The 22023-nt window shown below is 73.1% G+C and carries 26 protein-coding genes and 1 pseudogene; 5 read left to right on the top strand and 22 right to left on the bottom strand.

All coding sequences use genetic code 11. The features are described 5' to 3' along the window. Nucleotides 1-405, bottom strand: a complete 405-nt coding sequence (locus tag AB0M46_RS20515) for a nuclear transport factor 2 family protein (protein WP_363338140.1) — start codon at nucleotides 403-405, stop codon at nucleotides 1-3. 81 nt (nucleotides 406-486) lie between these two features. Between AB0M46_RS20515 and AB0M46_RS20510 the strand changes: the two genes are divergently transcribed. After that, nucleotides 487-1041, top strand: coding sequence for a TetR family transcriptional regulator (locus AB0M46_RS20510; protein ID WP_363338138.1), 555 nt, complete (start codon nucleotides 487-489; stop codon nucleotides 1039-1041). Nucleotides 1042-1058: 17 nt separating this feature from the next. Here AB0M46_RS20510 and AB0M46_RS20505 read toward each other — a convergent pair whose 3' ends face one another. From AB0M46_RS20505 to AB0M46_RS20490, 4 genes are all read right to left on the bottom strand, one after another. Further along, nucleotides 1059-2348 (bottom strand): methyl-accepting chemotaxis protein, encoded by a 1290-nt coding sequence (locus AB0M46_RS20505; protein WP_363338136.1) that lies wholly within the window; start codon nucleotides 2346-2348, stop codon nucleotides 1059-1061. A 120-nt stretch (nucleotides 2349-2468) separates the two neighbouring features. Next, a complete protein-coding gene (locus AB0M46_RS20500; RefSeq protein WP_363338134.1) occupies nucleotides 2469-2858 on the bottom strand; it encodes a tetratricopeptide repeat protein in 390 nt (129 codons plus the stop codon). 128 nt (nucleotides 2859-2986) lie between these two features. Further along, on the bottom strand, nucleotides 2987-4519 hold the full coding sequence (locus tag AB0M46_RS20495) for an MFS transporter (RefSeq protein WP_363338132.1): 1533 nt from the start codon (nucleotides 4517-4519) through the stop codon (nucleotides 2987-2989). A 98-nt stretch (nucleotides 4520-4617) separates the two neighbouring features. Continuing rightward, on the bottom strand, nucleotides 4618-5199 hold the full coding sequence (locus tag AB0M46_RS20490) for a TetR/AcrR family transcriptional regulator (RefSeq protein ID WP_363338130.1): 582 nt from the start codon (nucleotides 5197-5199) through the stop codon (nucleotides 4618-4620). A 194-nt stretch (nucleotides 5200-5393) separates the two neighbouring features. Here AB0M46_RS20490 and AB0M46_RS20485 point away from each other — a divergent pair, with 194 nt between their 5' ends. Further along, nucleotides 5394-6269 carry a hypothetical protein gene (locus AB0M46_RS20485; protein WP_363338128.1) on the top strand — a complete coding sequence of 292 codons (876 nt, stop codon included), beginning with the start codon at nucleotides 5394-5396 and terminating at the stop codon, nucleotides 6267-6269. On the opposite strand, the gene AB0M46_RS20480 is transcribed toward AB0M46_RS20485, so the two are convergent. The 12 genes and pseudogenes from AB0M46_RS20480 to AB0M46_RS20425 all read right to left on the bottom strand — a co-directional run bounded on the left by AB0M46_RS20480 (nucleotide 6244) and on the right by AB0M46_RS20425 (nucleotide 16238). Continuing rightward, entirely contained in the window at nucleotides 6244-6528 is a 285-nt protein-coding gene (locus tag AB0M46_RS20480) for a GNAT family N-acetyltransferase (protein ID WP_363338126.1), read from the bottom strand. The two genes, AB0M46_RS20485 and AB0M46_RS20480, sit on opposite strands and share 26 nt — an antisense overlap. Continuing rightward, a pseudogene (locus tag AB0M46_RS20475) lies at nucleotides 6529-6687 on the bottom strand (pirin-like C-terminal cupin domain-containing protein); the annotation flags it as partial. Between the two features lie 29 nt (nucleotides 6688-6716). Beyond that, complete coding sequence (locus AB0M46_RS20470; protein WP_363338184.1) at nucleotides 6717-7280, bottom strand: Uma2 family endonuclease; 564 nt, start codon at nucleotides 7278-7280, stop codon at nucleotides 6717-6719. 82 nt (nucleotides 7281-7362) lie between these two features. Next, nucleotides 7363-8367, bottom strand: a complete 1005-nt coding sequence (locus tag AB0M46_RS20465) for a pirin family protein (protein WP_363338125.1) — start codon at nucleotides 8365-8367, stop codon at nucleotides 7363-7365. A 335-nt stretch (nucleotides 8368-8702) separates the two neighbouring features. Beyond that, nucleotides 8703-9746 (bottom strand): LacI family DNA-binding transcriptional regulator, encoded by a 1044-nt coding sequence (locus AB0M46_RS20460; protein ID WP_363338123.1) that lies wholly within the window; start codon nucleotides 9744-9746, stop codon nucleotides 8703-8705. A 121-nt stretch (nucleotides 9747-9867) separates the two neighbouring features. Next, nucleotides 9868-10095 carry a hypothetical protein gene (locus AB0M46_RS20455; RefSeq protein ID WP_363338121.1) on the bottom strand — a complete coding sequence of 76 codons (228 nt, stop codon included), beginning with the start codon at nucleotides 10093-10095 and terminating at the stop codon, nucleotides 9868-9870. A 362-nt stretch (nucleotides 10096-10457) separates the two neighbouring features. Continuing rightward, nucleotides 10458-11852, bottom strand: coding sequence for a HAMP domain-containing sensor histidine kinase (locus AB0M46_RS20450; protein WP_363338119.1), 1395 nt, complete (start codon nucleotides 11850-11852; stop codon nucleotides 10458-10460). 38 nt (nucleotides 11853-11890) lie between these two features. After that, entirely contained in the window at nucleotides 11891-12577 is a 687-nt protein-coding gene (locus AB0M46_RS20445) for a response regulator transcription factor (RefSeq protein ID WP_344620299.1), read from the bottom strand. 244 nt (nucleotides 12578-12821) lie between these two features. After that, nucleotides 12822-14000 carry an FAD-dependent oxidoreductase gene (locus AB0M46_RS20440; RefSeq protein WP_363338182.1) on the bottom strand — a complete coding sequence of 393 codons (1179 nt, stop codon included), beginning with the start codon at nucleotides 13998-14000 and terminating at the stop codon, nucleotides 12822-12824. A gap of 9 nt (nucleotides 14001-14009) precedes the next feature. After that, complete coding sequence (locus AB0M46_RS20435; RefSeq protein ID WP_363338118.1) at nucleotides 14010-14555, bottom strand: QsdR family transcriptional regulator; 546 nt, start codon at nucleotides 14553-14555, stop codon at nucleotides 14010-14012. Further along, on the bottom strand, nucleotides 14542-15468 hold the full coding sequence (locus tag AB0M46_RS20430) for a threonine/serine dehydratase (RefSeq protein WP_363338117.1): 927 nt from the start codon (nucleotides 15466-15468) through the stop codon (nucleotides 14542-14544). Before AB0M46_RS20430 ends, AB0M46_RS20435 begins: the two co-directional genes overlap by 14 nt. A 5-nt stretch (nucleotides 15469-15473) precedes the next feature. Continuing rightward, nucleotides 15474-16238 carry a crotonase/enoyl-CoA hydratase family protein gene (locus tag AB0M46_RS20425; RefSeq protein WP_363338116.1) on the bottom strand — a complete coding sequence of 255 codons (765 nt, stop codon included), beginning with the start codon at nucleotides 16236-16238 and terminating at the stop codon, nucleotides 15474-15476. Between the two features lie 19 nt (nucleotides 16239-16257). Between AB0M46_RS20425 and AB0M46_RS20420 the strand changes: the two genes are divergently transcribed. Next, nucleotides 16258-17205, top strand: a complete 948-nt coding sequence (locus tag AB0M46_RS20420) for a glutathione S-transferase C-terminal domain-containing protein (RefSeq protein ID WP_363338115.1) — start codon at nucleotides 16258-16260, stop codon at nucleotides 17203-17205. A 780-nt stretch (nucleotides 17206-17985) separates the two neighbouring features. On the opposite strand, the gene AB0M46_RS20415 is transcribed toward AB0M46_RS20420, so the two are convergent. The 4 genes from AB0M46_RS20415 to AB0M46_RS20400 all read right to left on the bottom strand — a co-directional run bounded on the left by AB0M46_RS20415 (nucleotide 17986) and on the right by AB0M46_RS20400 (nucleotide 19641). After that, nucleotides 17986-18180 carry a hypothetical protein gene (locus tag AB0M46_RS20415; RefSeq protein WP_363338114.1) on the bottom strand — a complete coding sequence of 65 codons (195 nt, stop codon included), beginning with the start codon at nucleotides 18178-18180 and terminating at the stop codon, nucleotides 17986-17988. Between the two features lie 77 nt (nucleotides 18181-18257). Beyond that, nucleotides 18258-18479, bottom strand: a complete 222-nt coding sequence (locus tag AB0M46_RS20410) for a hypothetical protein (RefSeq protein ID WP_363338112.1) — start codon at nucleotides 18477-18479, stop codon at nucleotides 18258-18260. Between the two features lie 205 nt (nucleotides 18480-18684). Further along, nucleotides 18685-18885, bottom strand: coding sequence for a hypothetical protein (locus AB0M46_RS20405; protein ID WP_363338110.1), 201 nt, complete (start codon nucleotides 18883-18885; stop codon nucleotides 18685-18687). A 63-nt stretch (nucleotides 18886-18948) separates the two neighbouring features. Beyond that, nucleotides 18949-19641, bottom strand: a complete 693-nt coding sequence (locus AB0M46_RS20400; protein ID WP_363338108.1) for a metalloregulator ArsR/SmtB family transcription factor — start codon at nucleotides 19639-19641, stop codon at nucleotides 18949-18951. 65 nt (nucleotides 19642-19706) lie between these two features. Between AB0M46_RS20400 and AB0M46_RS20395 the strand changes: the two genes are divergently transcribed. Both AB0M46_RS20395 and AB0M46_RS20390 read left to right on the top strand, forming a co-directional pair. After that, the gene (locus AB0M46_RS20395) at nucleotides 19707-20291 is read left to right on the top strand and encodes a hypothetical protein (protein WP_363338106.1); all 585 of its coding nucleotides are present in this window, start codon (nucleotides 19707-19709) and stop codon (nucleotides 20289-20291) included. Then, the gene (locus AB0M46_RS20390; RefSeq protein ID WP_363338104.1) at nucleotides 20288-21004 is read left to right on the top strand and encodes an isocitrate lyase/phosphoenolpyruvate mutase family protein; all 717 of its coding nucleotides are present in this window, start codon (nucleotides 20288-20290) and stop codon (nucleotides 21002-21004) included. Before AB0M46_RS20395 ends, AB0M46_RS20390 begins: the two co-directional genes overlap by 4 nt. Here the strand turns inward: AB0M46_RS20390 and AB0M46_RS20385 are convergent. Beyond that, the gene (locus tag AB0M46_RS20385; RefSeq protein WP_363338102.1) at nucleotides 20983-22002 is read right to left on the bottom strand and encodes a LacI family DNA-binding transcriptional regulator; all 1020 of its coding nucleotides are present in this window, start codon (nucleotides 22000-22002) and stop codon (nucleotides 20983-20985) included. The genes AB0M46_RS20390 and AB0M46_RS20385 overlap by 22 nt on opposite strands. Nucleotides 22003-22023 lie beyond the last annotated feature (21 nt).

Below are 22023 nucleotides of genomic sequence, written 5' to 3'. Positions count from 1 at the left end.
TCAGTGGCCGAGGGCCGCCATCAGCGGCAGCGGGTTGATGTAGTCGCGGTAGGAGATCACCAGGCCGTCGCGCACCCGCAGGACCGCGATCACCGTCTGCCGGAAGGGCCCGCCGCTCGTCGTGAGGTGCCCGTACACCTGGTACTCCACGATGATCACCTCCGGGTCGGCGGTCTCGTGGACGACCACGTCCCGGTACTCGTCGAAGCGGATCGGCGCCCTCGCCACCTGGGTCAGGAACGCCCGGATCGCCTCCCGCCCCTCCAGCCGCTCCGGTGCCCCCGGCGGGCAGAAGGGCCACTCGATGTACCCGTCCGGCGCCATCAGGGCCACGAACGCCTCCGCGTCCTGGGCCCGCCCGACGTCCAGCATCCGCTCGACCACCTCGCGCGCCTCAGCGCTCACCGGGTCCACCCGCCTTTCGTTGTACGGCCGTTGATTGAACGAGCGTAGAGCGAGCCCGGGGTGCCGGTCAACGGTCGTAGGATGAGCGCCGTGACATCCCGCGCCGAGCAGCGCCGCCGCACCGAGGAGCGGATCCTCGCCGCCGCCCGGGCGATGTTCGCCGAGGTCGGCTACGAGCGGACCACCATCCGCGCGGTCGCCGCCGCGGCCGGGGTCGACGGCGGGCTCGTCATGCACTACTTCGGGTCGAAGCACGAGCTGTTCGCGCGGGCCGTGCGGGTCGCCGCCGAGGAGCCGCTCGAGGGGTCACCGGCCGACGTCGCCGAGGCCATGCTCGCCTCGCTGGAGCGGCGGCTGGCCGACGAGCCGGTGGGGTCCCTGGTGGTACTGCGCTCGATGCTCACCCACGACGAGGCCGCCGAGGGCTTCCGCGCCGCCGCCCTCCCCCGCCTGGAGCAGCTCGCGGCGGCGCTGCAGGGCCCGGACGCCCACCTGCGGGCCGGCCTGATCACCGCGATTGTGCACGGCGTGATCGTGGAGCGCTACCTCCTGCACCTCGCCGGGCTCGAGGAGGCCGACCCGCAGCGGGTCGTCGACCTCCTGCGGCCGTGCATCCGCCTGCTGGCCGGCGACTGAGCGATCAGGACCGGCGCTCAGGAGGCGTGTGCCGTCGCGCTGACGTGCTCCGCCGCCGCCGCGACCGAGCCGCGCGTCGAGGCGGCCAGCCGCGTCTGCTCGGCCAGCGAGGCCGCCACCTCCCGCTGCGCGCTCGCCACCACCCCGAGCCGGTCGGCCACCCCGCCGACCGCCCCCGCCGCCGCGGCCGCCCCCGCGGTCACGTGCCCGACCGTGGTCTCGATCCGGCCCGTGGCCGCCGCGGTCTGCGCCGCCAGCTCCTTCACCTCGTTCGCGACGACGCCGAAGCCCTTGCCCGCCTCCCCGGCCCGGGCCGCCTCGATGGTGGCGTTCAGCGCCAGCAGCTTCGTCTGGTCCGCGACCGCCTGGATCAGCCCGGCGACCGTGGCGATGTCGGCCACCGCCGACTCCAGCTCGCGGATGACGGCCGTTGCGTGGTTGGAGTCCGCCAGGGCCGCCTCGACGTCGCCGACCGCGCCCCGCACGGTGCCGTCCATCCCCGCCAGGGCCGACTCGAACGACTCCATCGCGGCGCCGGCCTCGGCCCCGAGCCGTACACCGGCGGCGGCCACCTCGGCGAGCACCGTCTCCAGCCGCCGGCCGAGCTCCTCGCTCCGCGCGACCTGCTCGGCGGCGTTGCGCGCGGCCTGCTCCTCGCGCAGGCCGGCCGCCTCGGCGGCGGCGCGCAGCTGCTCCTGGTTCTGCTGGGCCAGCCGCGCCTTCTCGGCGTCGGCCTCCGCCCCGGCGTGGGCGGCGAACCTCCAGTACGTCAGCTGCGTCAGGCACATCGCGAGCACGAATCCGGCATGCAGCAGCACGAACAGGACCGGGTAGGCGCGCGCCTGCGGGCTGGAGAACAGCATCTCGGGCATGGTGACGGCGACCAGCAGGTGGTGCACCGCCACCAGCACCACGCCCAGCGCGAGCGGGATCCAGTCCTGGTACAGGCTCACCAGCGCGACCACGACGAAGAAGTGGAAGTGCAGGTCGGTGAGCCCGTTCCCGGCGTGCACGAGCGCCGCGGCGGCCAGCAGCAGCCCCGTCGTCACCGCGGTCGACCCGCCCCGGCGCGTCCGCGCGATCCCGGCCACGAGCGCGCAGAGCAGCACCCCGGCGTTGAACGACCAGACCAGCCACGCCGTCGAGTGCGCGTGCTCGCCGACCACGTCGTGCCCGCCGACGAGGCTGAGCACCACGAGCAGCGGAAGATGCAGCCACAGTACGGCGGTCAGCGCCCGGTGCCGCGACCGGAAGGACGCGTCGCTGAGCGTGACCTTGGGCATCAGCCAGGACAGCAACGCCGGCATCTTCAAGCTCCCTACGTGCACGGATATTCGCGTATCCAATCGGCAGCGAACCGGTCGTCTGTAGTGTCGGTTACGATCCGCACATGCCGCCGGACCGTTTCCGGGCCGCCCACGAGTGACTCAGGGCATCGGCGGGTCGAGCTCGATCCGTTGCCGCCGCCCGCGGACCCGCCGCCGGCTCGCCGCCAGGTTCGCCCCGGCCACGACCGCGTACGGGTGCCCCTCGCCCAGGATCGAGCGGGCCCGCGCGTACGCGCCCTCGCCGAGCTCCAGCGCCCGCCCGTGCTCGCCGGCCGCGGCCAGGTCGTCGGCCAGGTTGACGTCGGCGGCCACGGCGAACGGGTGCGCCTCGCCCAGCCGCTCGTGCAACTGCTTCGCGACCCACGCCGAGCGCTCCCGGGCCGCCGCCCGCTCGCCCCGCCGGGCCAGGATTACCGCGAGGTTGCTCGCGCAGGCCAGCGCGGTCTGGTGGGTCGCCCCCAGCGTCGAGGAGGCCCGCTCGAGCACCACGCGGCAACCGTCCGTGACATCGACCACCGGCTGTCGCATTACCGTCTGGCCGCGGCGCCGCCGCCGACGGTTGAGGGCCGCCCGGCCGGTGCCGGGCGGCCCCCACAGGACCCGCAGGAAGGGTTTGGTCAGCCGATGTGGACCGGCGCGTGGTCCTCGGCGCCGGCCGGGGTGCGGTCCTTGGCGTCGCGGATCATCACGATGATCACGAGGGTGGCGACCGCGAGCAGGACGGCGCTGGCCGTGAAGGCCACGTTGTAGCCGTGGATGGCCGCGTGGGCCTGCATCAGCCGGGCGCCGGCCTCGCCGCCCCGGGCCGCGTCGGCGATGTGGCCGGTCACGTAGCCGGCGACGGCCGTGGTGAAGATGGTGTTGAGCAGGGCGGTGCCCAGGGAGCCGCCGACCTGCTGGGTGGTGTTGACCATGGCGCTCGCGACGCCCGCGTCGTGGTTGGCCACGCCGGAGAGGGCGAGGTTGCTCATCGGGACGAAGACCAGGCCCATGCCGAAGCTCATCGCGATGAAGGACGGCAGGATGCCGACCACGTACGACGAGTCGAGGTCCAGCCGCGTCAGCCAGATCATCGACGCGGTGGCGAGCCCGCCGCCGATCGACATCAGGACCTTCGGGCCGGTGCGGGGCAGCAGGCGGGACGCCACGATCGCGGCGGCGATGATGCCGCCCGAGAACGGCATGTAGGCCACGCCGCTCTTCATGGCCGACCAGCCCAGGGTCTGCTGCAGGTAGAACGTCATGAACAGGAACATGCCGAGCATGCCCGCGCCCAGCAGGATCGAGACCAGGTAGGACGCGCCGCGGTTGCGGTCGAACAGCACGCGCAGCGGCAGCAGCGGGTGGGCGGTGCGCGACTCCCAGACCAGGAACGCGCCCAGGAGGACCACCGAGGAGGTCAGCCAGCCGATCGTGACCGCCGAGCTCCAGCCGTCGGTCGCGGCCTTGGTGAAGCCGTACACCAGGGCCACCTGGCCCGCCGTGGCCAGCACCGCGCCGAGGATGTCGTAGCGGGTGTCGCCCTGCGCCTTGCTCTCCCGCACCAGCGGCATGGCCGCGGCGAAGGCGAGGACGGCGATCGGGATGTTCACCAGCAGGCACCAGCGCCAGTCCGCGTACTCGGTCAGCACGCCGCCGGCCAGCAGGCCGATGGCCGCGCCACCGCCGGAGATGCCGCCGAAGACGCCGAAGGCCTTGGCCCGCTCCTTGGCCTCGGTGAAGGTCACCGTGATGAGGGAGAGGGCGGCCGGGGCCAGCAGCGCGCCGAAGACGCCCTGCAGGGCGCGGGCGGCGAACAGGGTCTCGGCGTTGACCGCGGCGCCGCCCAGCGCCGACGCGCCGGCGAAGCCCAGGAGGCCGATGAGGAACATGCGCTTGCGGCCGACGAAGTCGGCGAGCCGCCCGCCGAACAGCAGCAGGCCGCCGAAGGTCAGCGTGTAGGCGGTGACGATCCATTGCCGGTCGGCGGTGGAGATGTCCAGCGCCTTCTGGGCCGACGGCAGCGCGATGTTCACGATGGTGCCGTCGAGCACCACCATGAGCTGCGCGACCGCGATGACCGAGAGGGCGAGCCAGCGTCTCGGATCAGGTGGGACTGAAGATGCTGATCTAACCGATATGTCCGGCGCGACGTCAGCGTCGTTTGCCATGTAGCCAGCCTCCAAGGCACAAGGGATCTCGCCGTCCGCACCACGGACGGGGTATGACACGTGCTTCTGACTCGCGCCGGGCCGAGCGGGTGACCGGCCTAGCCCTGGCCCTGCCTGAGAATCGGCAGCAGCACTCCGTCCACGAGCCGTGTGACGAAGGCCTCGTCCAGGGGCCCGCTCTGCCACATCCGACGGCTCGTGACCATCGCGTGCAGCACCTCGTGCAGCAGGTCGGCGCTGGTGCCCTCGGGCACCTCGCCGCGCCGCGCGGCGCGGATCAGCATCGCTTCGTACATGTCGTGCTTGCTCTCGTAGGCGCAGCGGTACATGCACTGCGCCAGGTCGGTGTTGTGCATGGCCGCGGTGAGCAGCCCGGTGAAGATCGCGCCGTCCTCGCCGCTGGCCGCGGCGCACAGGGTGCTGAGCTGCGCGTAGAGGTCCCCGCGCAGCGAGCCGGTGTCCGGGGGCTGCGTTACCCCGCCGAACCGGTGCTCGATCGCGTCCATGACCAGTTCCGGCTTGCTGGACCAGCCCCGGTAGATGGTCGCCTTGCTGGCACGGGCCCGCGCCGCCACGGCATCCATCGACATCCGGTCGTAGCCCACCTCGCCGAGCAGTTCGAACACGGCGTCGCAGATCGCCGCGCGGCGATCCGATCTGGTTGTTGTCGTCGTCGACACGATGACCTCCTCCGCAATATGTGTACGGAACCGTTCCGTCTCGAAACTAGCTCGGCCCGCGGCGCGAAACGAAACGGTTCCGTACACCTCTTGGTGTGAGGGTGGCCACAGGCGTTCCAGCTGTAAGAAGTTGCACTGATCGCAGTGGGCCTCGGCGGTACTGCTGGAGTCAGCTCCCCCTTATGGTCGGGGGCATGGCAGAGCTGTCGACCGAGCGGCGCATGTGGTCGCTGTTCGAGCCCGTGCACGCGGTCACCTACTTCGCCCCGGCCGCCCTCCAGGCGTTCGAGGAGGCCGGGCTGCGGGGGTTCTGGCGGGGGTACTTCGCCGGCCGCACCGCCCCCATGGGCGCCGTGAGCGCCGGCCCGGTCATCGGCGCCTTCTACGGCTTCGCGCCCGGCATGGTGCACCGCGCCCTGCCCGGCGTCTGGACCCGGATCACCCCGCAGGCCGCCCTGGACGCCCGCCGCGCCGGCGCCCGCCGCGCCCTCGCCGAGGCGGTCACCGGCCTCGACGGCATCGAGGAGCTGGCCGGGCTGCTGCGCGAGGCCGCCTGCGCCGCGCCGTGCCACGGCCGGGTGCTGGGCGCGGCCAACGCCGCCCTGCCGTGGCCGGAGGACCCGCTCGAGGTCGTCTGGCACGCCGCGACCCTGCTGCGCGAGCACCGCGGCGACGGGCACCTCGCCGCCCTGCTGGTCGAGGGCCTGGACGGCTGCGAGTCGATGGTCTGGCGGATCGCGGTCAACGGCGGCACCGGGCGCGACATCGCCCAGCCGGCCCGCGGCTGGACCGACGAGGAGTGGGACGCCGCCCGCGCCCGGCTGCGCCAGCGCGGCTACCTCGACGGCGAGGGCGTGGCCAGCCAGAAGAGCTTCTCGGCGTACCACATCATCGAGGAACTGACGGACCAGCTCGCCGCCGGCCCGTGGGAGGCGCTCGGACCCGAGGCGACGCAGCGCTGCGAGCGGCTGCTCACCCCGCTGGCCACCCGGATCCTGGCGGAGCTGCCCGACTACCCCGTCTGGATCCGGGTGCCCGCGCCGGCTACCCCAGCTCTGGGTGTTTCTTGAGGTAGGCGGCGATGAAGGGGCACTGGGCCACGATCTGCAGGCCCCGGTCCTTGGCGAGGGTCAGCGCGCCGCCGGCCAGCCGGCTGCCGACACCCCGCCCCTCGTACTGCGGCTCGACCTCGGTGTGGGTGAACACGATGCGCTGCGGTGCTCCGGCGTCGGCGGGGTGCAGGCGGTAATACGCCGCCCCCGCCCGCTCGCCGTCGACCCGGATCTCGAACCGCTGCTCAGCGTCGTTGTCAACGACCTCGAAGTCCACTCAGGACGCCTCTCCCCGAACGTCCGCGTGCGCCGCGGGGATGCTGCCGAGCCGACCGGCCTGGTAGTCCTCGAACGCCTGCATGACCTCGGCCTTGGTGTTCATGACGAACGGACCATACGCCGCGACGGGCTCGCGGATCGGGCGCCCGCCGAGGACGGGCTCGCGCGTGGCGGCGAGCTGCGCGATCAGAGGTGTTGCATCTCGGTCAGGTCGACGTTGATGTCGAACGGAACATTGACTTTCACCCGATCGTGGAATATGCCGGTCAGGGCGTAGGCGTTGCTCGCTGGGTCGAGTTCGTAGATATAGACGATGGCGTTGCCTGAGCCGTCGTCCTCCACGCGCCAGAAGTGCCCGATGCCCGCACGGGCGTACAGTTGCGGCTTGCGCTCGCGGTCACGTACCTCGGAGTCGGGTGAGACAACCTCGACCGCGAGCACGACGGCGTCGGCGGGATACGCCGTCTGGTCCCCTCCTGTCACTGCGTCAGCCCGCACGACCGTTACATCGGGCTCGGGTCGTTGACGACGGTCCAGGACGACGGACATCTCCCGCCGCACTCGCAGGTTCTTGGGTGCGCTGAGACGCAGGGCCGTGACCAGCAGGTCGAGGACAAGGGTGCGGAACGCCTTCTGCGGGCTCACGAACACCAGGCTCCCGTCGATGAGCTCGGTGTGCGCCGGAAGGTCGGGGAGACGATCGAGATCCTCCGCGGTGAACCCACCAGGTGGCGGCACTGGCCACCGCATTGAAGCTGGCGCGCTCATCGAACGTCCCTCCACCTGGCCCTGTGTGGTCAGACTATCAGCGACCGTGAGGTCTCGAAGTGGGCTACGAGGCGTCACCCGAAGCCTCGCCCAGGACGCTGTTGTGGGGGAGTTTGTGCGCCGCGGGGATGCTGCCGAGCCGACCGGCCTGGTAGTCCTCGAACGCCTGCATGACCTCGGCCTTGGTGTTCATGACGAATGGACCATACGCCGCGACGGGCTCGCGGATCGGGCGCCCGCCGAGGAACAGCACCTCCATCGAGGGGTGCCGCGGGTCCTGCTGGGCGTCGGCGGTCACGGTGACGCTGTCGCCCTCGCCGAACACGGCCAGCTGCCCGCTGTCCAGCGGCCGCCCCTTCGCCCCGACGGTGCCCTTGCCGGCCAGCACGTACGCCAGCGCGTTGAAGTCCTTGCGCCAGGGCAGCGTCAGCGAGGCGCCGGGCGAAACGGTGGCGTGCACGAGGGTGATCGGCGTGTAGGTGACGCCCGGCCCGGCGTGCCCGTCGAGCTCACCCGCGATGACCCGCAGCAGGGCGCCGCCGTCCGGCGAGGTCAGCAGCGACACCTGCCCGCCGCGGATGTCCTGGTAACGCGGCTGGGCGAACTTGTCGGCCCGCGGCAGGTTCACCCACAGCTGGATGCCGTGGAACAGGCCGCCGCTGACCACCAGGTGCTCCGGCGGGGTCTCGATGTGCAAAATTCCTTGTCCAGCAGTCATCCACTGCGTGTCACCATTGGTGATCACTCCGCCACCACCGTTGGAGTCGTGGTGGACGAACTCGCCGTCGATGATGTACGTGACCGTCTCGAACCCGCGGTGCGGGTGCCACGGCGTGCCCTTGGGCTCGCCCGGCGCGTACTCCACCTCGCCCATCTGGTCCATGTGGATGAACGGGTCGAGGGCCCGCAGGTCGACCCCGGCGAACGCGCGCCGGACTGGGAACCCCTCGCCTTCGAAGCCCTTCGGCGCGGTGGTCACGGACACCACGGGCCGCGGCCGGGCCGCGACGGGGTCGGGCGTGGCGACACGCGGGAGGGCAAGAACGTTGTCGACGGTGATCGCGGGCATGGGACGCCTCCACTACTTGCGGTTGCGGCTGTTGACGCCTGCCACAACGGTACTTGCGGGCCAAGTATTCCGCAAGTCAACAATCACTGATCCTGCTCAACGGATGCCGCATCCGGGACATAAAAGGGACGTATACCCCGTCGGGCGAAAAATCCGATAAGTCGCGGCGCGCAGCGCCCGACTTATCGTCTGACCAGCGCCGACGCTCCGGCCGGGTCGAAAGCGGAGCGCAGCCCCAGACCTGTCGTCTTCTGGCCGGCGCCGACGCTCCGGCTGGGGCCGAGTCGAACGTCGTCGGCGGGCCCGGCGGTATGCGCAGAGCAGACCGGCGGCGCTCAGCGGGGGCGGGCGGTGCTGGCGCGGACGATCAGCTCCGTCGGCAGGCACAGGTGGGCGGCCGGGGGCGGGGTGTCGTTGCGCGCCGCCTCGATGGACTGCGTCAGTGCGGCCGCGGCCGCGTGCCCCTTCGCCTGGATGTCCTGGCGGACGGTGGTCAGGGGCGGGCGCAGGCGGGCCGAGCCCGGGCTGTCGTCGAAGCCGACCACCGACAGGTCCTCCGGCACGGACAGTCCGGCGTCGGCCGCGGCCGAGACCACGCCCTGGGCCATGGCGTCGGAGAAGCACAGGACCGCCGTCGGGGGCTGCGGGGCCTCGAGCAGCAGGCGCGCGGCCTGGTAGCCCGACTCGGGGTCGCCGTGCGGGCGGCGGGAGATGGCCGGCGCGATGCCGGCCGGGGTCAGGGCGTCGAACCAGCCGAGCATGCGCTGGGCGCCGACGAAGCCGTCCACGATGTCGTCCGGGGCGACCAGGCCGTGCGCGCCGCGGACGCCCGCCGTCACGATGCCGAGGCGGCGGTGGCCAAGGTCGACCAGGTGCTGGGCGGCGGCGCGGGCGCCCTCGCGGTCGGCGACGTTCACGGCCGGGACGCCGTCGGCCGGGACCTGGTCGATGAAGACGAGCGGCATCTTGCGGCGCAGGAGCCAGTCGACGGCGGTGGACTCCGGGTCGCACGAGTACACCAGGGCGCCGTCCATGGCCACGTCGCGGGCCGGGACCACCCCGCCGGACATGGCCGTGGACAGCAGGGTCAGGCCCAGGCCGGTCGGGGCCAGCTCGTCGGCGATGGCGCCGAGGAACGTGGTGGCCACCTCGTCGGCGAAGGCGCCGCTCAGCGTGTCGGTCAGCAGGAGGCCGACCGCGCCGACGGTGCCGCGGGCCAGGGCCCTGGCGGCCGGATCGGGCCCGACGTAGCCGAGCTCGTCCGCGACCGCCAGGATCCGGTCGCGCAGCGTGGGGGAGAGCTGGTCGGGACGGGAGAACGCATTCGAGACCGTCATCCGGCTCACCCCGACCCGGTCGGCGATCGTCTGCAGGGTCACCCTCCCCACCGCAACGCCTCCCAGGTCTCGCTTGCACGGTCTCGGTTGTCTATCCCGAGACCTTAACGCGCCGGCCCGGGGGCGACCGCGTCGGCCGCTCGGCGCAGCGATTCGGCAGGCATCAACGCGCCGGCACGGGAGCGACGGCGTCGGCCGCTCGGCGCAGCGATTCGGCCAGGGCCCAGCGCGCGCGCTCGACCCGCGGCGGGCGCACCGGCACCTCGTGGGCGACGACCGGGGCGCCGGGCAGGGCGCTGGCGTACTCGAACTCCTCGCCATTCCAGCTGGGGCCGAACGACTCGGCCAGCGCGGCCTGGGACACGACCATCGCGAACGGGAACGTGCTCATCGGGGCATCTCCTCTGTACCGGTACAGGTTTCTATATCGGTACAGTACGCCGACCGGACTTTACCGGTCAAGCCATTATTGGCGACGACGGATGAGCAGCAGCGACAGGCCGGCGATGACGACCGGGCTCGGGTCCTGCGAAGGAAGGCGCGCGCGGCGGGGGCAGGCACAGGGCAGAGGTACCGGCCCCCGGCCGCGCGCAGGACGGCCGGCGTTCGAGGGGTGACAAGGCGGGTGAATGCCGGTCGTCCACATGGGAACGCCCAGACCATAGCCATCGGCCAGGTGCCCGTTCCACCCCGAACGGGGCAGTTAAGGCATATCTAATGCAGACTTGTTCCCGCCATATGCACGGGGTCCGGCTATGCCTTCTTCCAACGCGAACGGCGTTCGGACGGCTCCCGGGACAGGCGGCCGACCAGCCAGCGCGACGGCGGCGGCTCCTCCTGTGGCGCCGGGTTGGCGTCGGCCATGACGATCACCACGCTGGCCCCGCCGAGCGCCCCGGTGCCGATGTTCACGGTGCCGTTGCCGGCCACCGCGACCCGCCGCACGATGTCCAGGCCCAGGCCGGTGGAGCCCTGCTGGCTCTCGCCGCGCTGCATCGCCTTCTCGGGGTCGGGGATGCCGGGGCCGCCGTCCTCGACGCGCAGCACCACGTAGCCGTCCTCGCGCCGGGTCACCGCCACCTCGAACGGCACGCCCTGCGGGGTGTAGCGGATGACGTTGCCGATGAGCGCGTCCAGGGCCGCGGCCAGCTCGCTCTTGGGCACGGTGACCGGGGCCGGCGCGTCCACGCCGATCGCCTTGCACTCGCGCTCCTGGTCGCCGGCGACCGCCGACCAGAACATCATCCGGTCGCGGACCACCTCGGCCACGTCGCAGCCCTCCTCGCCGGTCGAGGCGGCGGCGCCGTCGGCCCGCTCGCCGCGGTCGGGGGTGGGGGAGTGGGCGTCGATCGGTTCGCGCATGGCCCGGATCAGCTTGTCGATCTCCACCTCGAGGGCGGCGATGGCGTCCCGGATGCGCTCGGCGTCCTGGGAGTCGTCGAGGGTCTCGGCGTCCAGGCGCAGCGCGGTCAGCGGGGTGCGCAGCCGGTGCGAGAGGTCGGCGACCAGCTCCCGCTCGTTGGAGAGCAGGGCCATGATCCGGTCCGCCATGACGTTGAGCGCGAAGCTCGCCTCGGACAGCTCCCGGGGGCCCTGCGGGTCGATGCGCACGTCGAGGTAGCCCTCGCTGAGCGCGCCGGCCGCGCCGGCCAGCTGCCGGGCCGATATGATGATCTTCGCGGCCAGCCGGTCGGCCACCCACACCGAGGCGATGATCAGGCCGAGCGCGACCGCGCCGAGCGCCCACCAGGCCCCGGCCACCCCGTTATCCAGCTCGGACTCCGGGATGAACACCTCCACCACGGCGGTGCGGTCCGAGCCGAGGTCGACCGGCTCCAGGTAGGACTGGCCGCCGGGCACGTCGGCGATGACCGGGGCGGCCTGGTCGGCGGCCCGGCTCAGGTCGCCGGGGGCGGCGTGGCCGGTGCCGATCTCGGTGCCGTCGTCGCCGAGGTTGTGCACGGAGACGCGGGTCACCGCCGGGCCGCCGGTGCTGGCGACGGCCCGTTCGATGCTCAGGGGGTCCGTGGTCACGGTGAGTACCGCCACGACCACGGCGGTCTGGCGCTCGGCGTCGGCGAGCGCGCGCTCGCGGGCGAGCTGCTGGACGACGAGCCCCAGTGGGATCAGGAAGGCGAGCGCCACCATCGTGGTGACCGCCGCGGAGACGTAGGCGAGGGTGCGCCTCAGTCCGGGGCGGCGAACCTGAAGCCCACGCCCCGCACGGTGTGCAGGTATCTGGGCGCTGACGCGCTCTCGCCAAGTTTCCGGCGTAGCCAGTACAGATGCACGTCGATCGTCTGGTCCTCGCCCACTGAGGGTTGCCGCCATACCTCCTCCAACAGCTCACGGCGTGAGACCACCCGGCCGGGTCGGGCGGCGAGGTACGCCAGCAGGTCGAACTCCTTGCGGGTCAGGGTCAGCGGCTCGCCGTGCAGGTACGCCTGGCGCTGGCCGATGTCCACCCGCAAGCCTCCCACCTCGATGGCGGTGGGCTCCTCGCGGCTCGCCCGTCCGGTGCGGCGCAGCACGGAGGTCATCCGGGCGTCGAGGTGGGCCGAGGTGAACGGCTTGATCATGTAGTCGTCGGCGCCCGCCTTGAGCAGCCGGACGATCTCCGCCTCGTCGTCGCGGGCGGTGGCGATGATGATGGGCGTGTCCGCGATGCCGCGCAGCATGCGCAGCGCGTCCGCGCCGTCCAGGTCGGGCAGGCCGAGGTCCAGCACGACCAGGTCGGGGGTCTCGGCGGCGAAGCGGCGCAGCGCCTCCAGGGCGGTGCCGACCGCGTGCACCGTGTGACCCCGGTCGGTCAGGGAGCGCAGCAGGGCGCCCCGCACGACGTGGTCGTCCTCAACCAGCAGCACCGTGGCCATGCGAAGAAGGTACTGCCTGTGGCAAGCGGGGGCCTCGTCGGTCGATGGACGAATCCGACATGTCCGTTCTTTCGCCAGGCTTCCGTGCTCGTTCACCGCAACTTCTTCACCGCAACTTCGCCGCGTTCGGGTACCCGCGGGCAGTCGGTCGGCGTACACCGAACGCTCGTGGTGGCCGTCCGCCCGGCTGACGACGGCCACCCCCGCACGTGCCGTGAGCCGAGCCGGAACGCGGCTCGTGGTCCTAGACGTGCTCGGGGCGCAGCCCGATGCCGATCACCCGGGCCGGGATCGCGCCCAGGGTCGGCGAGCGGTCCAGCAGGCGCAGCGCCAGCGGCGGCCGGACCGGCCGGTCGTGCACGGCGGGCGAGAGCACGGCCCGCTGCATGGCCCGCTGGATGAGCTGGGTGCCCGCGGTCGGCAGGCTGCGGCGGCGCTGAACGCCCGCCAGCTCCCGCTGGGTAGGCGGGCGCCCCTGCTCGAACGCGGCGACGATGACCCGGGCGGCGGCCACGGCGTCCTGGATGGCCAGGTTGATGCCGACCCCGCCGACCGGGCTCATCGCGTGCGCGGCGTCGCCGATGAGCAGCGCGCCGGGCACGTGCCAGCGGTAGAGCCGGTCCATGCGCACGGTCAGCGTGTGCACGTCGTCCCAGTCGCGCAGCTCGTCCACCCGGCCGGCCAGGTGCGGCACGCTCTGCGCGATCGCCGCCCGCAGCGCCGCCAGCCCGGCCGCGCGCACCCGCTCGTCGCCGCCCTTGGGCACCACCAGGCCGATCTGCCAGTAGTCGCCACGGTCGATGCCGATGAACATCCGGCCCTCGTCGACCCGGCCGGTCAGGCCGTCGGGGTCGCCGGGCTCGCGGCGCAGGCGGAACCACAGCACGTCGATCGGCACGCCGTAGACCTTGGAGCGCAGGCCGAGCTCCCGCCGTACCACCGAATGACGCCCGTCGCAGGCCACCGTCAGCGGGGCGTGCACCTCCAGCGGGCCCTGCGGCGTCGTCGCGCTCACCCCGACGACCCGGCGGTCGCGCCGGTTGACCGCCACCACCTCGCACTCGCGGTGCAGCGCGAAGTCGCCGTGGGCCGCGAGCAGCTCGAGGAAGTCCCACTGGGGGAGCATCATGACGTACGGGTGCGGCGCGCGCAGCCGGGAGAAGTCCACCGGCCGGTAGGTGCCCCCGGCGTAGGTGACCTGGATCTGGCGCATGATCCGGTGCGGCAGCCGCTCGAGCTCCTCGCCCAGCCCGAGCTCGTCCATGAGCTGCAGCGTGGAGGGGTGGACGGTGTCGCCGCGGAAGTCGCGCAGGAAGGTCCGGTGCTTCTCCAGCACCACGGCGTCCACCCCGCGGCGGCCCAGCAGCAGGCCCAGGACCAGCCCGGCCGGCCCGCCGCCGACGATGCACACGTCGGCCTTCAGGATCATGGCTCAGCCCTCCAGCAGTCGCCCGATCACCTCCAGGGCCTGCTCCACGTCGGGCTCGCCGTCGGCGATCGCGTCCGCGTAGAGGAAGCTCTCCGCGATGCGCACCACGACGAACGCGAGCGTGCGCACGTCCAGCCGCGGCGCGAACGCGCCGGCCTGCACCTCTTGCGTGAGCAGCCCCTCCAGATGATTTACCACCCGTCGCTGCACCACACCCCGTTTGGAGGTGAGAATCCGCAGCGCGGCCTCCGGCTCGGTGGCCAGGAAGTGGCGCAGGCTCGGCTGGTCCCGCACGGCGTTGAGGAAGTGCCCGATGACCGCGACGATGCGCTGCGGCCCGCGCAGGCCCTCGGCGGCGCGGACCGCACGGTCGAGGTTGCGGTCGGTGAGGTACCACAGCACGTCGCCGAGCACCTGGTCCCGCGCGCCCGCGCGGCGGTAGAGGGTGGCCCGGCCGATGCCCAGCTCCACGGCGAGCGAGCGCATGTCGACGCGCTGCTGGGCCAGGAACCGCCGCAGCGCCGCGTCGAACACCTCATCCGGCGGCATGCGCCGGCTGATCGGCCAGCGGCGCCGCGCTCAGCGTCGCCGGGTCGGTGTTGGCCCCGCACAGCACCACGACCGTCGTGCCCTCGGCGTGCTCCAGCGCGGCGAAGGCGGCCGCGGTGCCGTGCTCGACGGCCAGGCGGTGCTCCTGCCACAGCCGCAGGCGGGCCGCCACGATCGCCTCCTCGCTCACGAGGACGCTTTCGATGCCATGGTGTACGGCGAGATCGAAGGCGATCCGGCCGACCCGCCGGGCGCCGAGAGAGTCCGCCGCCACGCCGCTCACCGGCACGTCCACCGGCGCCCCGGCGGCCAGGGCGGCGTGCAGCGTCGGCGCCTCCTGCGGCTCCACGGCGACGATCCGGGCCCGGTCCCCGACGGCGGCCGCGATCCCGCCGACCAGCCCGCCCCCGCCGACCGCGACGAGCACCGTGTCGGCCTCCGGCAGCTCCAGGCCCAGGGTGCCCTGCCCGGCGACGATCTCGGGCTGGTCGTAGGCGTGCACGAACAGCGCCCCGGTCTCGGCGACCCGCACCGACGAGGCCGCATACGCCTCCGCGTACTCCAGGCCGTGCTGGTGCACCTCGGCGCCGTACTCGCGCAGCCTCGCCACCTTGGTCGCCGGGGCATTGCGCGGCACGAACACCTCGGCCCGCACGCCGAGCCGGGCCGCCGCACAGGCGACCCCGAGCCCCGCGTTGCCCCCGGACGCGACCACCACCCCGGCCTCGGGCAGGGCGCCCGCCTCGGCCGCGGCCAGGATCCGGTTGAACGCCCCACGGGCCTTGAACGACCCGCTGTGCTGCAGCAGCTCGAGCTTGAACCACAGCCCGGGGCGCACCTCGTGCGACGGGGTGTGCCGGATGTGGCCCCCGATGCGCCGGGCGGCGGCCTCGATGTCTTTCCTGTTCACCACGCGGATCACCCTAGCCCGGCGCCGTGGCGCCCATCGCCCCCCGCGAACCGGGCCGCGCCCTCGCGGGCCCCGCGGGCCAGGGACTCCACGCCGTAGCGCCACTCGGCCGCCAGCCCGTCGGCCACGTCCCCGTCCAGCGCCTCGTACAGCGAGAGCCGGTCGTTGCGCAGGCAGGCCTGGGGCAGCGCGGCGAGCTGGGCGGCCAGCTCCCCGGCGGCGGCCCGCGCGGTGCCGGCCGGTACCACCCGGTCGGCCAGCCCGATGCGGTGCGCCTCGGCGGCGCCGACCGGCCGCCCGGTGAGGATGAGGTCGAGCGCCCGCCCGGCGCCGATCAGCCGGGGCAGGCGCACGGTGCCGCCGTCGACGAGCGGCACGCCCCACCGCCGGCAGAACACCCCGAACACGGCGTCCTCCTCGACGACCCGCAGGTCGCACCAGATCGCCAGCTCCAGCCCACCGGCGACGGCGTGCCCGGCCACCGCCGCGATCACCGGCTTGCCCAGCCGCATGCGGGTCGGCCCCATCGGCCCGTCCCCGTCCGGCTCGACCCGGTTGCCCTCACCCGCCGCCACCGCCTTGAGGTCGGCCCCGGAGCAGAAGGTCCCGCCCGCGCCCCACAACACGGCCACGGCCGCGGCCGGGTCGGCGTCGAACTCGCGAAAGGCCGCGGCCAGTTCCCCGGCCGTCGCCCGGTCGACGGCGTTGCGGGTCTCCGGCCGGTCGAGTACCACGGTCCATACCGCTTCCTGGCGTTCTACGCGCACCGTCATGCGGGTTAGTGTCGGTGACATGGCGCAGGCGCAGTTCCAGGCGGAGACCTCGACCCGCGGCGAGTTCGTCCGCCAGGCCAACCGGTTCACCGGCCGGGTGACGGCCGAGTCCGGCTCCGCCCCCGGCGAGGGCCCCGACGACCGGGACCGCTGGCCCTTGGAGGCCGGGCGGTACCGCCTGATCTGGTCCCGTTCCTGCCCGTGGGCGCACCGCGCGGTGATCGTCCGGCGCCTGCTCGGCCTCGAGGAGGCGATCTCCCTCGGCACCGTGGACCCGATCCGCGACGAGCGCGGCTGGCGCTTCACCCTCGACCCCGGCGGCCGCGACCCGGTGCTGGGCATCGAGTTCCTGGCCGAGGCGTACCTTCACACCGACCCCGCCTTCCAGGGCCGGGTGACCGTGCCCGCCCTCGTGGACACCGTCACCGGCCGGGTGGTCAGCAACGACTACCCCCAGCTGACCCTGGACTTCTCCACCGACTGGGCCCCGCTGCACACCAAGCACCCCCACCTGCTCCCTGCCGACCTGCGCCCGGAGATGGACGCGCTCATGCGCGAGATCTACGAGGACGTCAACAACGGCGTGTACCGCTGCGGCTTCGCCACCAGCCAGGAGGCCTACGACGAGGCCTACGGCCGGCTCTTCGCCCGCCTCGACGCGCTGGAGGAGCGACTGCGCCACCAGCGGTACCTCTTCGGCGACCACGTCACCGAGGCCGACGTGCGACTGTTCACCACGCTGGTACGCTTCGACGCCGTCTACCACAACCACTTCAAGTGCAACCGCAACAAGCTCGCGGAGATGCCGGAGCTGTGGCGCTACGCCCGCGACCTGTTCCAGCAGCCGGGCTTCGGCGACACGGTCGACTTCGACCAGATCAAGCAGCACTATTACGGCACGCACCCGCACCTCAACCCGAGCGGCATCATCCCCGCCGGCCCGGACCTCTCGGCCTGGACCTCCTGACCGTCCGCACCGGCCTCGGCTCGCGCTGGGCCTTGATAAGCCGGGCACTGGCGCGCCACGGTGCGGGAACGCTGAGATGGACCTGCTCGGCCACGCGCATCAGCCCGCCACGGAGCCCCCGCAGCGCGTACGAATGCCGTTACTGCCCGGCGGTGAATCCATCACCCGACGCGCGGGCGTGGCACAGAGCCCGCTTTCGGACCCGCCGCCTGGGGGCGATCGTGACAGCGAGTGACTGTCGACGTGCGTGGGTCGCCGGCGGTCCATTGGGATAGCAGCTTTCGAATGCCATCCTTCGGGGAGCTTGGAAAAAATAGCGTCCGGGTATGCGTGGCATTGTCGAACGACAACTGCAATGCGTCGGCATATTGCTGGTTGCCGTTGTGGGTGTTAATGCATCGGCGGGCCTTCGCAGTAGTGGTGCGCGTGTGCCACGACGCTTCGGGGCAGGGCCGGGCTGGGCGGCGCCGTTCGTCTCGTGCGGCGCGGGATCGCCGTCGTGCGCCATGCCCTCGCTCGCGGGATGCCCGTCCAGCTCAGGCGGCGTTGCCGGCGCTGGTTCGTGCGGGCCGTCCTGCTCGGGCGGCGTTGTCGGCGCTGGTTCCCGGGGGCTTCCCTGCTCAGACGGCGTTGCCGGCGCCGATTCGTGTGGGCCGTCCTGCTGGTCGTCGTTCGGTGGTGGGGCGTCGCCGCGGACGCGGCGCAGCCGCTCGGCGTGCCGTCTGGCCAATCCCCACGCTTCCCCACGCTCTATGCCGCGCATGTTCCTGGCGGAACTGCTCATTTGCCGGAGAATAGCGCCGCGATCTGGTCCGGTCGCGCATGGCAGCCAATTCTGTCCTGGTGAACAATTGCAGCTGGCTCATGCATCCGATTATCCCAGCGCCCAGCCGAAATCGCCGCCCCGAACAGCAGGCATATTGTCAAATGGCGCACGCCCATGCCGCAGGGCGCGCTCGCCGGCACGAGGTCCATCGCAACAGCGAGTGACATGGGAGTTCCGGCTCGGGTGCTGCAGTTCGCGCGGGGCGCTGCGGCCGTGCGGGCCGCGTCTACAGTTCCGGCGGGTCTTGGCCGTTCGGCGTGGACGATCTGACCTCGGCCTGGATCACGGTACGGGACCGCTGGGCCGAGGGCATGTAGATCTCCTCGGCCACGCTCATCAGCCCGCCGCCGAGCCCGCGCCGGCGGATGCGGCGGGCCAGCAGTACGCACCCGCCCATCACTACCGCCAGCGCTGCGGCCACGATCAGCATCGCCCGGGCTCCGTCCATGGCCTCATGGTAGGGGGCGCCGGGCGGCAGCAATCGATCTTGATGAGTTGGGCGCCGGCGCAGCACTACTTATCCGACTTATGCGCCGTCGGGGTATAAGTCCGAAATATCGCGGCGCGCCAGCGCCCGATATTTCGGGTATCAGCAGGTTCGGCGACGGGCGGGGCGGCGCTGCTGGTACGAGTCGCAGCATCCCGCCGTCGGTTCAGCGACGGGCGGGGCGGCGTCGCCGGTACGAGCCCCACCGGCCCGCCGTCCAGGTGCCCGCGCCGGCGAGGTGCAGGGCGATGCACAGGAAGCCGGCCAGGCTCAGCGTGCCGACGTCGAGAATCGGGCCGGTGTTGGCGCCGAGCAGGTCGACCAGCAGGGCGACCGCGAACAGGATCGCGGCGATCACAGCGAACACGTCAGCCTCCGGGGGAGTGGCGCCATATAACGGTGATCGCTGTCTACCCAAGGGCGCCGAAGCCTAATCGATGCCCAGCAGTGCCCGCAGGCCCTCCCGTCCGGCCGGGGTCACCTTGACCGCGCGGCCGGTGCCGATGCGTACCACCCAGCGCTGGGCCATGAACCGCTCGCACAGTCGCGCCCCGGCCACGCCGGCCAGGTGCGGGCGGCGCTCGGTCCAGTCCAGGCAGCCGCGGGCCAGCGGGCGCCTCGAGCGCCGCAGGTCGGCCGGGTCGAGGCCGGCGTCGGTGGTGAGCCAGGCCAGGCCGTCGTCGGTGAGCGCGAAGCCGGCCCGCTGGTCGAGGAGGCCCTTCGCGGTCATCGCGTCGGCCACCGCCACGCCGAGCTCGCCGGCCAGGTGGTCGTAGCAGGTGCGGGCCCGCTTCATGGCCGCGGAGGAGGCGGCCTGGCGCAGTCCCCGGGCCGGTGCCACGGCGGGGGTGAGGTGTGCGGAGAGATCCTCGATGAGCTGGGCGGCGGCGGGGTCGGCGAGCCTGACGTACCGGTGCCGGCCCTGCCGCTCCTCGGCGAGCAGCCCGCCGCCGATCAAGCGGTGCAGGTGCTCGGTGGCGGTGGACCGGGCGACCCCGGCGTGCGCGGCCAGCTCGCCCGCGGTCCAGGCCCGCCCGTCGAGCAGCGCCAGGCACATCGCCGCCCGGGTCTCGTCGGCGAGCAGGCTCGCGAGCCGGGCCAGGTCCGCGGCGTCGGTGCTCATGTGCCAATTCTCCCGCGTGCACGCTTCGGCCGGCGCCGAACGGTTGCGGGTCTAGCGTCGGCGGCATGCGTACCGTGAGTGCCGGCGTGCTGTCCGACCCCGCGTACCTGGTGCCCGAGGCGCCGGCCGCCGAGGAGGGGATCGGGTGGCTGCGCTCGGCGGTGAGCCGGTTCAGCAACGGCGACGTGCACGCCCGGCGGCGGGCCGTCGTGGAGGGGCTGATCGCGGGCGTCGACCCGGACCCGCTGCGGGCGCCCTACGCCGGGCATCCCGTCGGCCGGCTCGCGCTGGCCATGGGCGTCACCGCGGACGTGGTGCAGGACGTGCGGGCGGTGGCGGCGGCGTACCAGACGGGGGACGCCGCCGCCGACGGGGCCGTCGAGCGGCTCGTCGCGGTGTTCGGCGGGGCGCACGACGAGCGGACCGCCGCGCGCATCCAGGTGCTGGTCCAGGCCTGCGACGCCACGGCCGCCCTCGTCGAGCTGGCCCGGGCGGGCCGCCACGACCCGCCCGTGGCCGCCACCAGGAGGGTCGGGCCGGACGGGGAGACGGTGCTGGTGCCGCTGGACGCGCACCCGTTCGGGGCCGGGCCGCGGGCCTGCCCGGGGCGGGCGCACGCGCTGGCGCTCGTGGAAGGGGCGCTGGCATGACCGCGTTCGCCGAGCTGCACCGGCCCGGGGATCCGCTGCTGCTGGCCAACGTCTGGGACGTGGCCGGCGCCAAGGTCCTTGCCGCGGCCGGGTTCGCGGCGGTCGGGACGACCAGCCTCGGGGTGGCCGCCGCGCACGGGCTGCCCGACGGGGAGAACGCCAGCGGGCCGCAGACCGTTCGCCTCGTGGCCCGGCTGGCCGCGGTACCCGTGCTCGTGTCGGCCGATCTGGAGCGCGGGTCGGTGGACAGCGCGGTGGCGGCGGCCGAAGCGGGGGCCGTCGGCGTCAACCTGGAGGACGGCCTCGGCGACGCCGGAGCGCACACGCGGCTGATCCGGGACGTCAAGCGGGAGGTCCCGGGGCTGTTCGTCAACGCGCGGACCGACACGCACTGGCTGCGCCGCGGCGACCTGCGGGAGGCCCTGCGCCGCGCGCGGCTGTACCAGGACGCGGGTGCCGACGGTGTCTTCGTCCCCGGTGTATCCGAGCTGTCGGACGTCGCGGCGCTCGTGGGAGCACTGGACGTACCGTTGAATGTCCTCTATGGACAGCAGTCGGTGCGCGACCTCGCGGAGGTGGGCGTGGCGCGGGTCAGCATGGGGTCGTTGCTCTTCCGGGCCGCCCTCGCCGCGATCGCCGAAACTGCCGCAGCGGTACGGCGAGCAGAACCCGTCCGCCCCGGCCTGCCCAGCTATCGGGACGTCAACGGCTGACTGCTGGCCCGGCGGATCAGGACCGCCTCGACCGGCTCCACCCGTGCGGGGCCGTCGGTGTTGTCGAGGGCGAGGGACATCGCGCGGGCGCCCATCTCCGTCAGCGGCAGGCGGACGGTGCTCAGCGCCGGGGTCACGTCCCGCGCGATGGACATGTCGTCGAACCCGATGAGCGAGACCTGCCCCGGTACGTCGATCCCGCGCTCCCGCAGCGTCGCGAGCGCGCCCACGGCCATGGAGTCGTTGAGCGCGACGATCGCGGTCAGGTCGGGCGAGGCGTCGAGCAGGGCGGCGGTGGCCTCGGCGCCGCCGTCGCGGTCGAAGCCGGCGTACGCGATCCGCTTGGCCGGCAGGGTCCGGCCGGACTCGCGGGCGGCCCGGCGCAGGCCGGCCAGGCGGTCCGTGGTGGTGGTCAGCACCCGCGGGCCGGCGACCACCCCGACCTTGCGGTGCCCGGTGGTGAACAGCTCGGCGCCGGCGAGGTACCCGCCCTCCTCGTTGGCCGGCATGACCGCGTCGCCGGGCAGCTCGTGCCGGCCGATGACGCTGACCCGGCCGCCGGTGCGGGTGTAGGCGGCGAGCTTGCTCTTGAGGGCCTTGGTGAAGGCGGCGTCGTGGTAGCCGGAGCCGGCCAGCACGATCGCGGCGACCTGCTGGGCCCGCAGCAGCTCCACGTACTCGAGCTCGCGGGCCGGGTCGCGGTAGCTGTTGCAGATGATGACGAGCCGGCCGTGCGCGGTCGCCACCTGCTGCAGGCCGCGGGTGATCTCGGCGAAGTACGGGTCGGAGACGTCGTGCACGATCACGCCGACCGCGGTGCGCTGGGCCCGGGCGAGGAGCTGGGCGTGGGCGTTGGGCACGTACTGCAGCTCGTCGACGGCCCGCAGCACCCGCGCCCGAAGCTCGTCGGTGACCAGCTTCGTGCTCCCGCTGATGATCCGGGATGCGGTGGCCGGTGACACGCCCGCGCGGCGGGCGACATCGGCGAGCGTCGCCATCGTTGACCCCTCTCCATTGAC

Origin of the sequence: Dactylosporangium sp. NPDC051485 (genome assembly GCF_040682015.1) — a bacterium.
In the GTDB taxonomy this organism is placed as follows: Bacteria; Actinomycetota; Actinomycetes; order Mycobacteriales; family Micromonosporaceae; genus Dactylosporangium.
The sequence above is the reverse complement of the archived record's forward strand: the minus strand, read 5'-3'. Positions and strand labels throughout refer to the sequence as shown.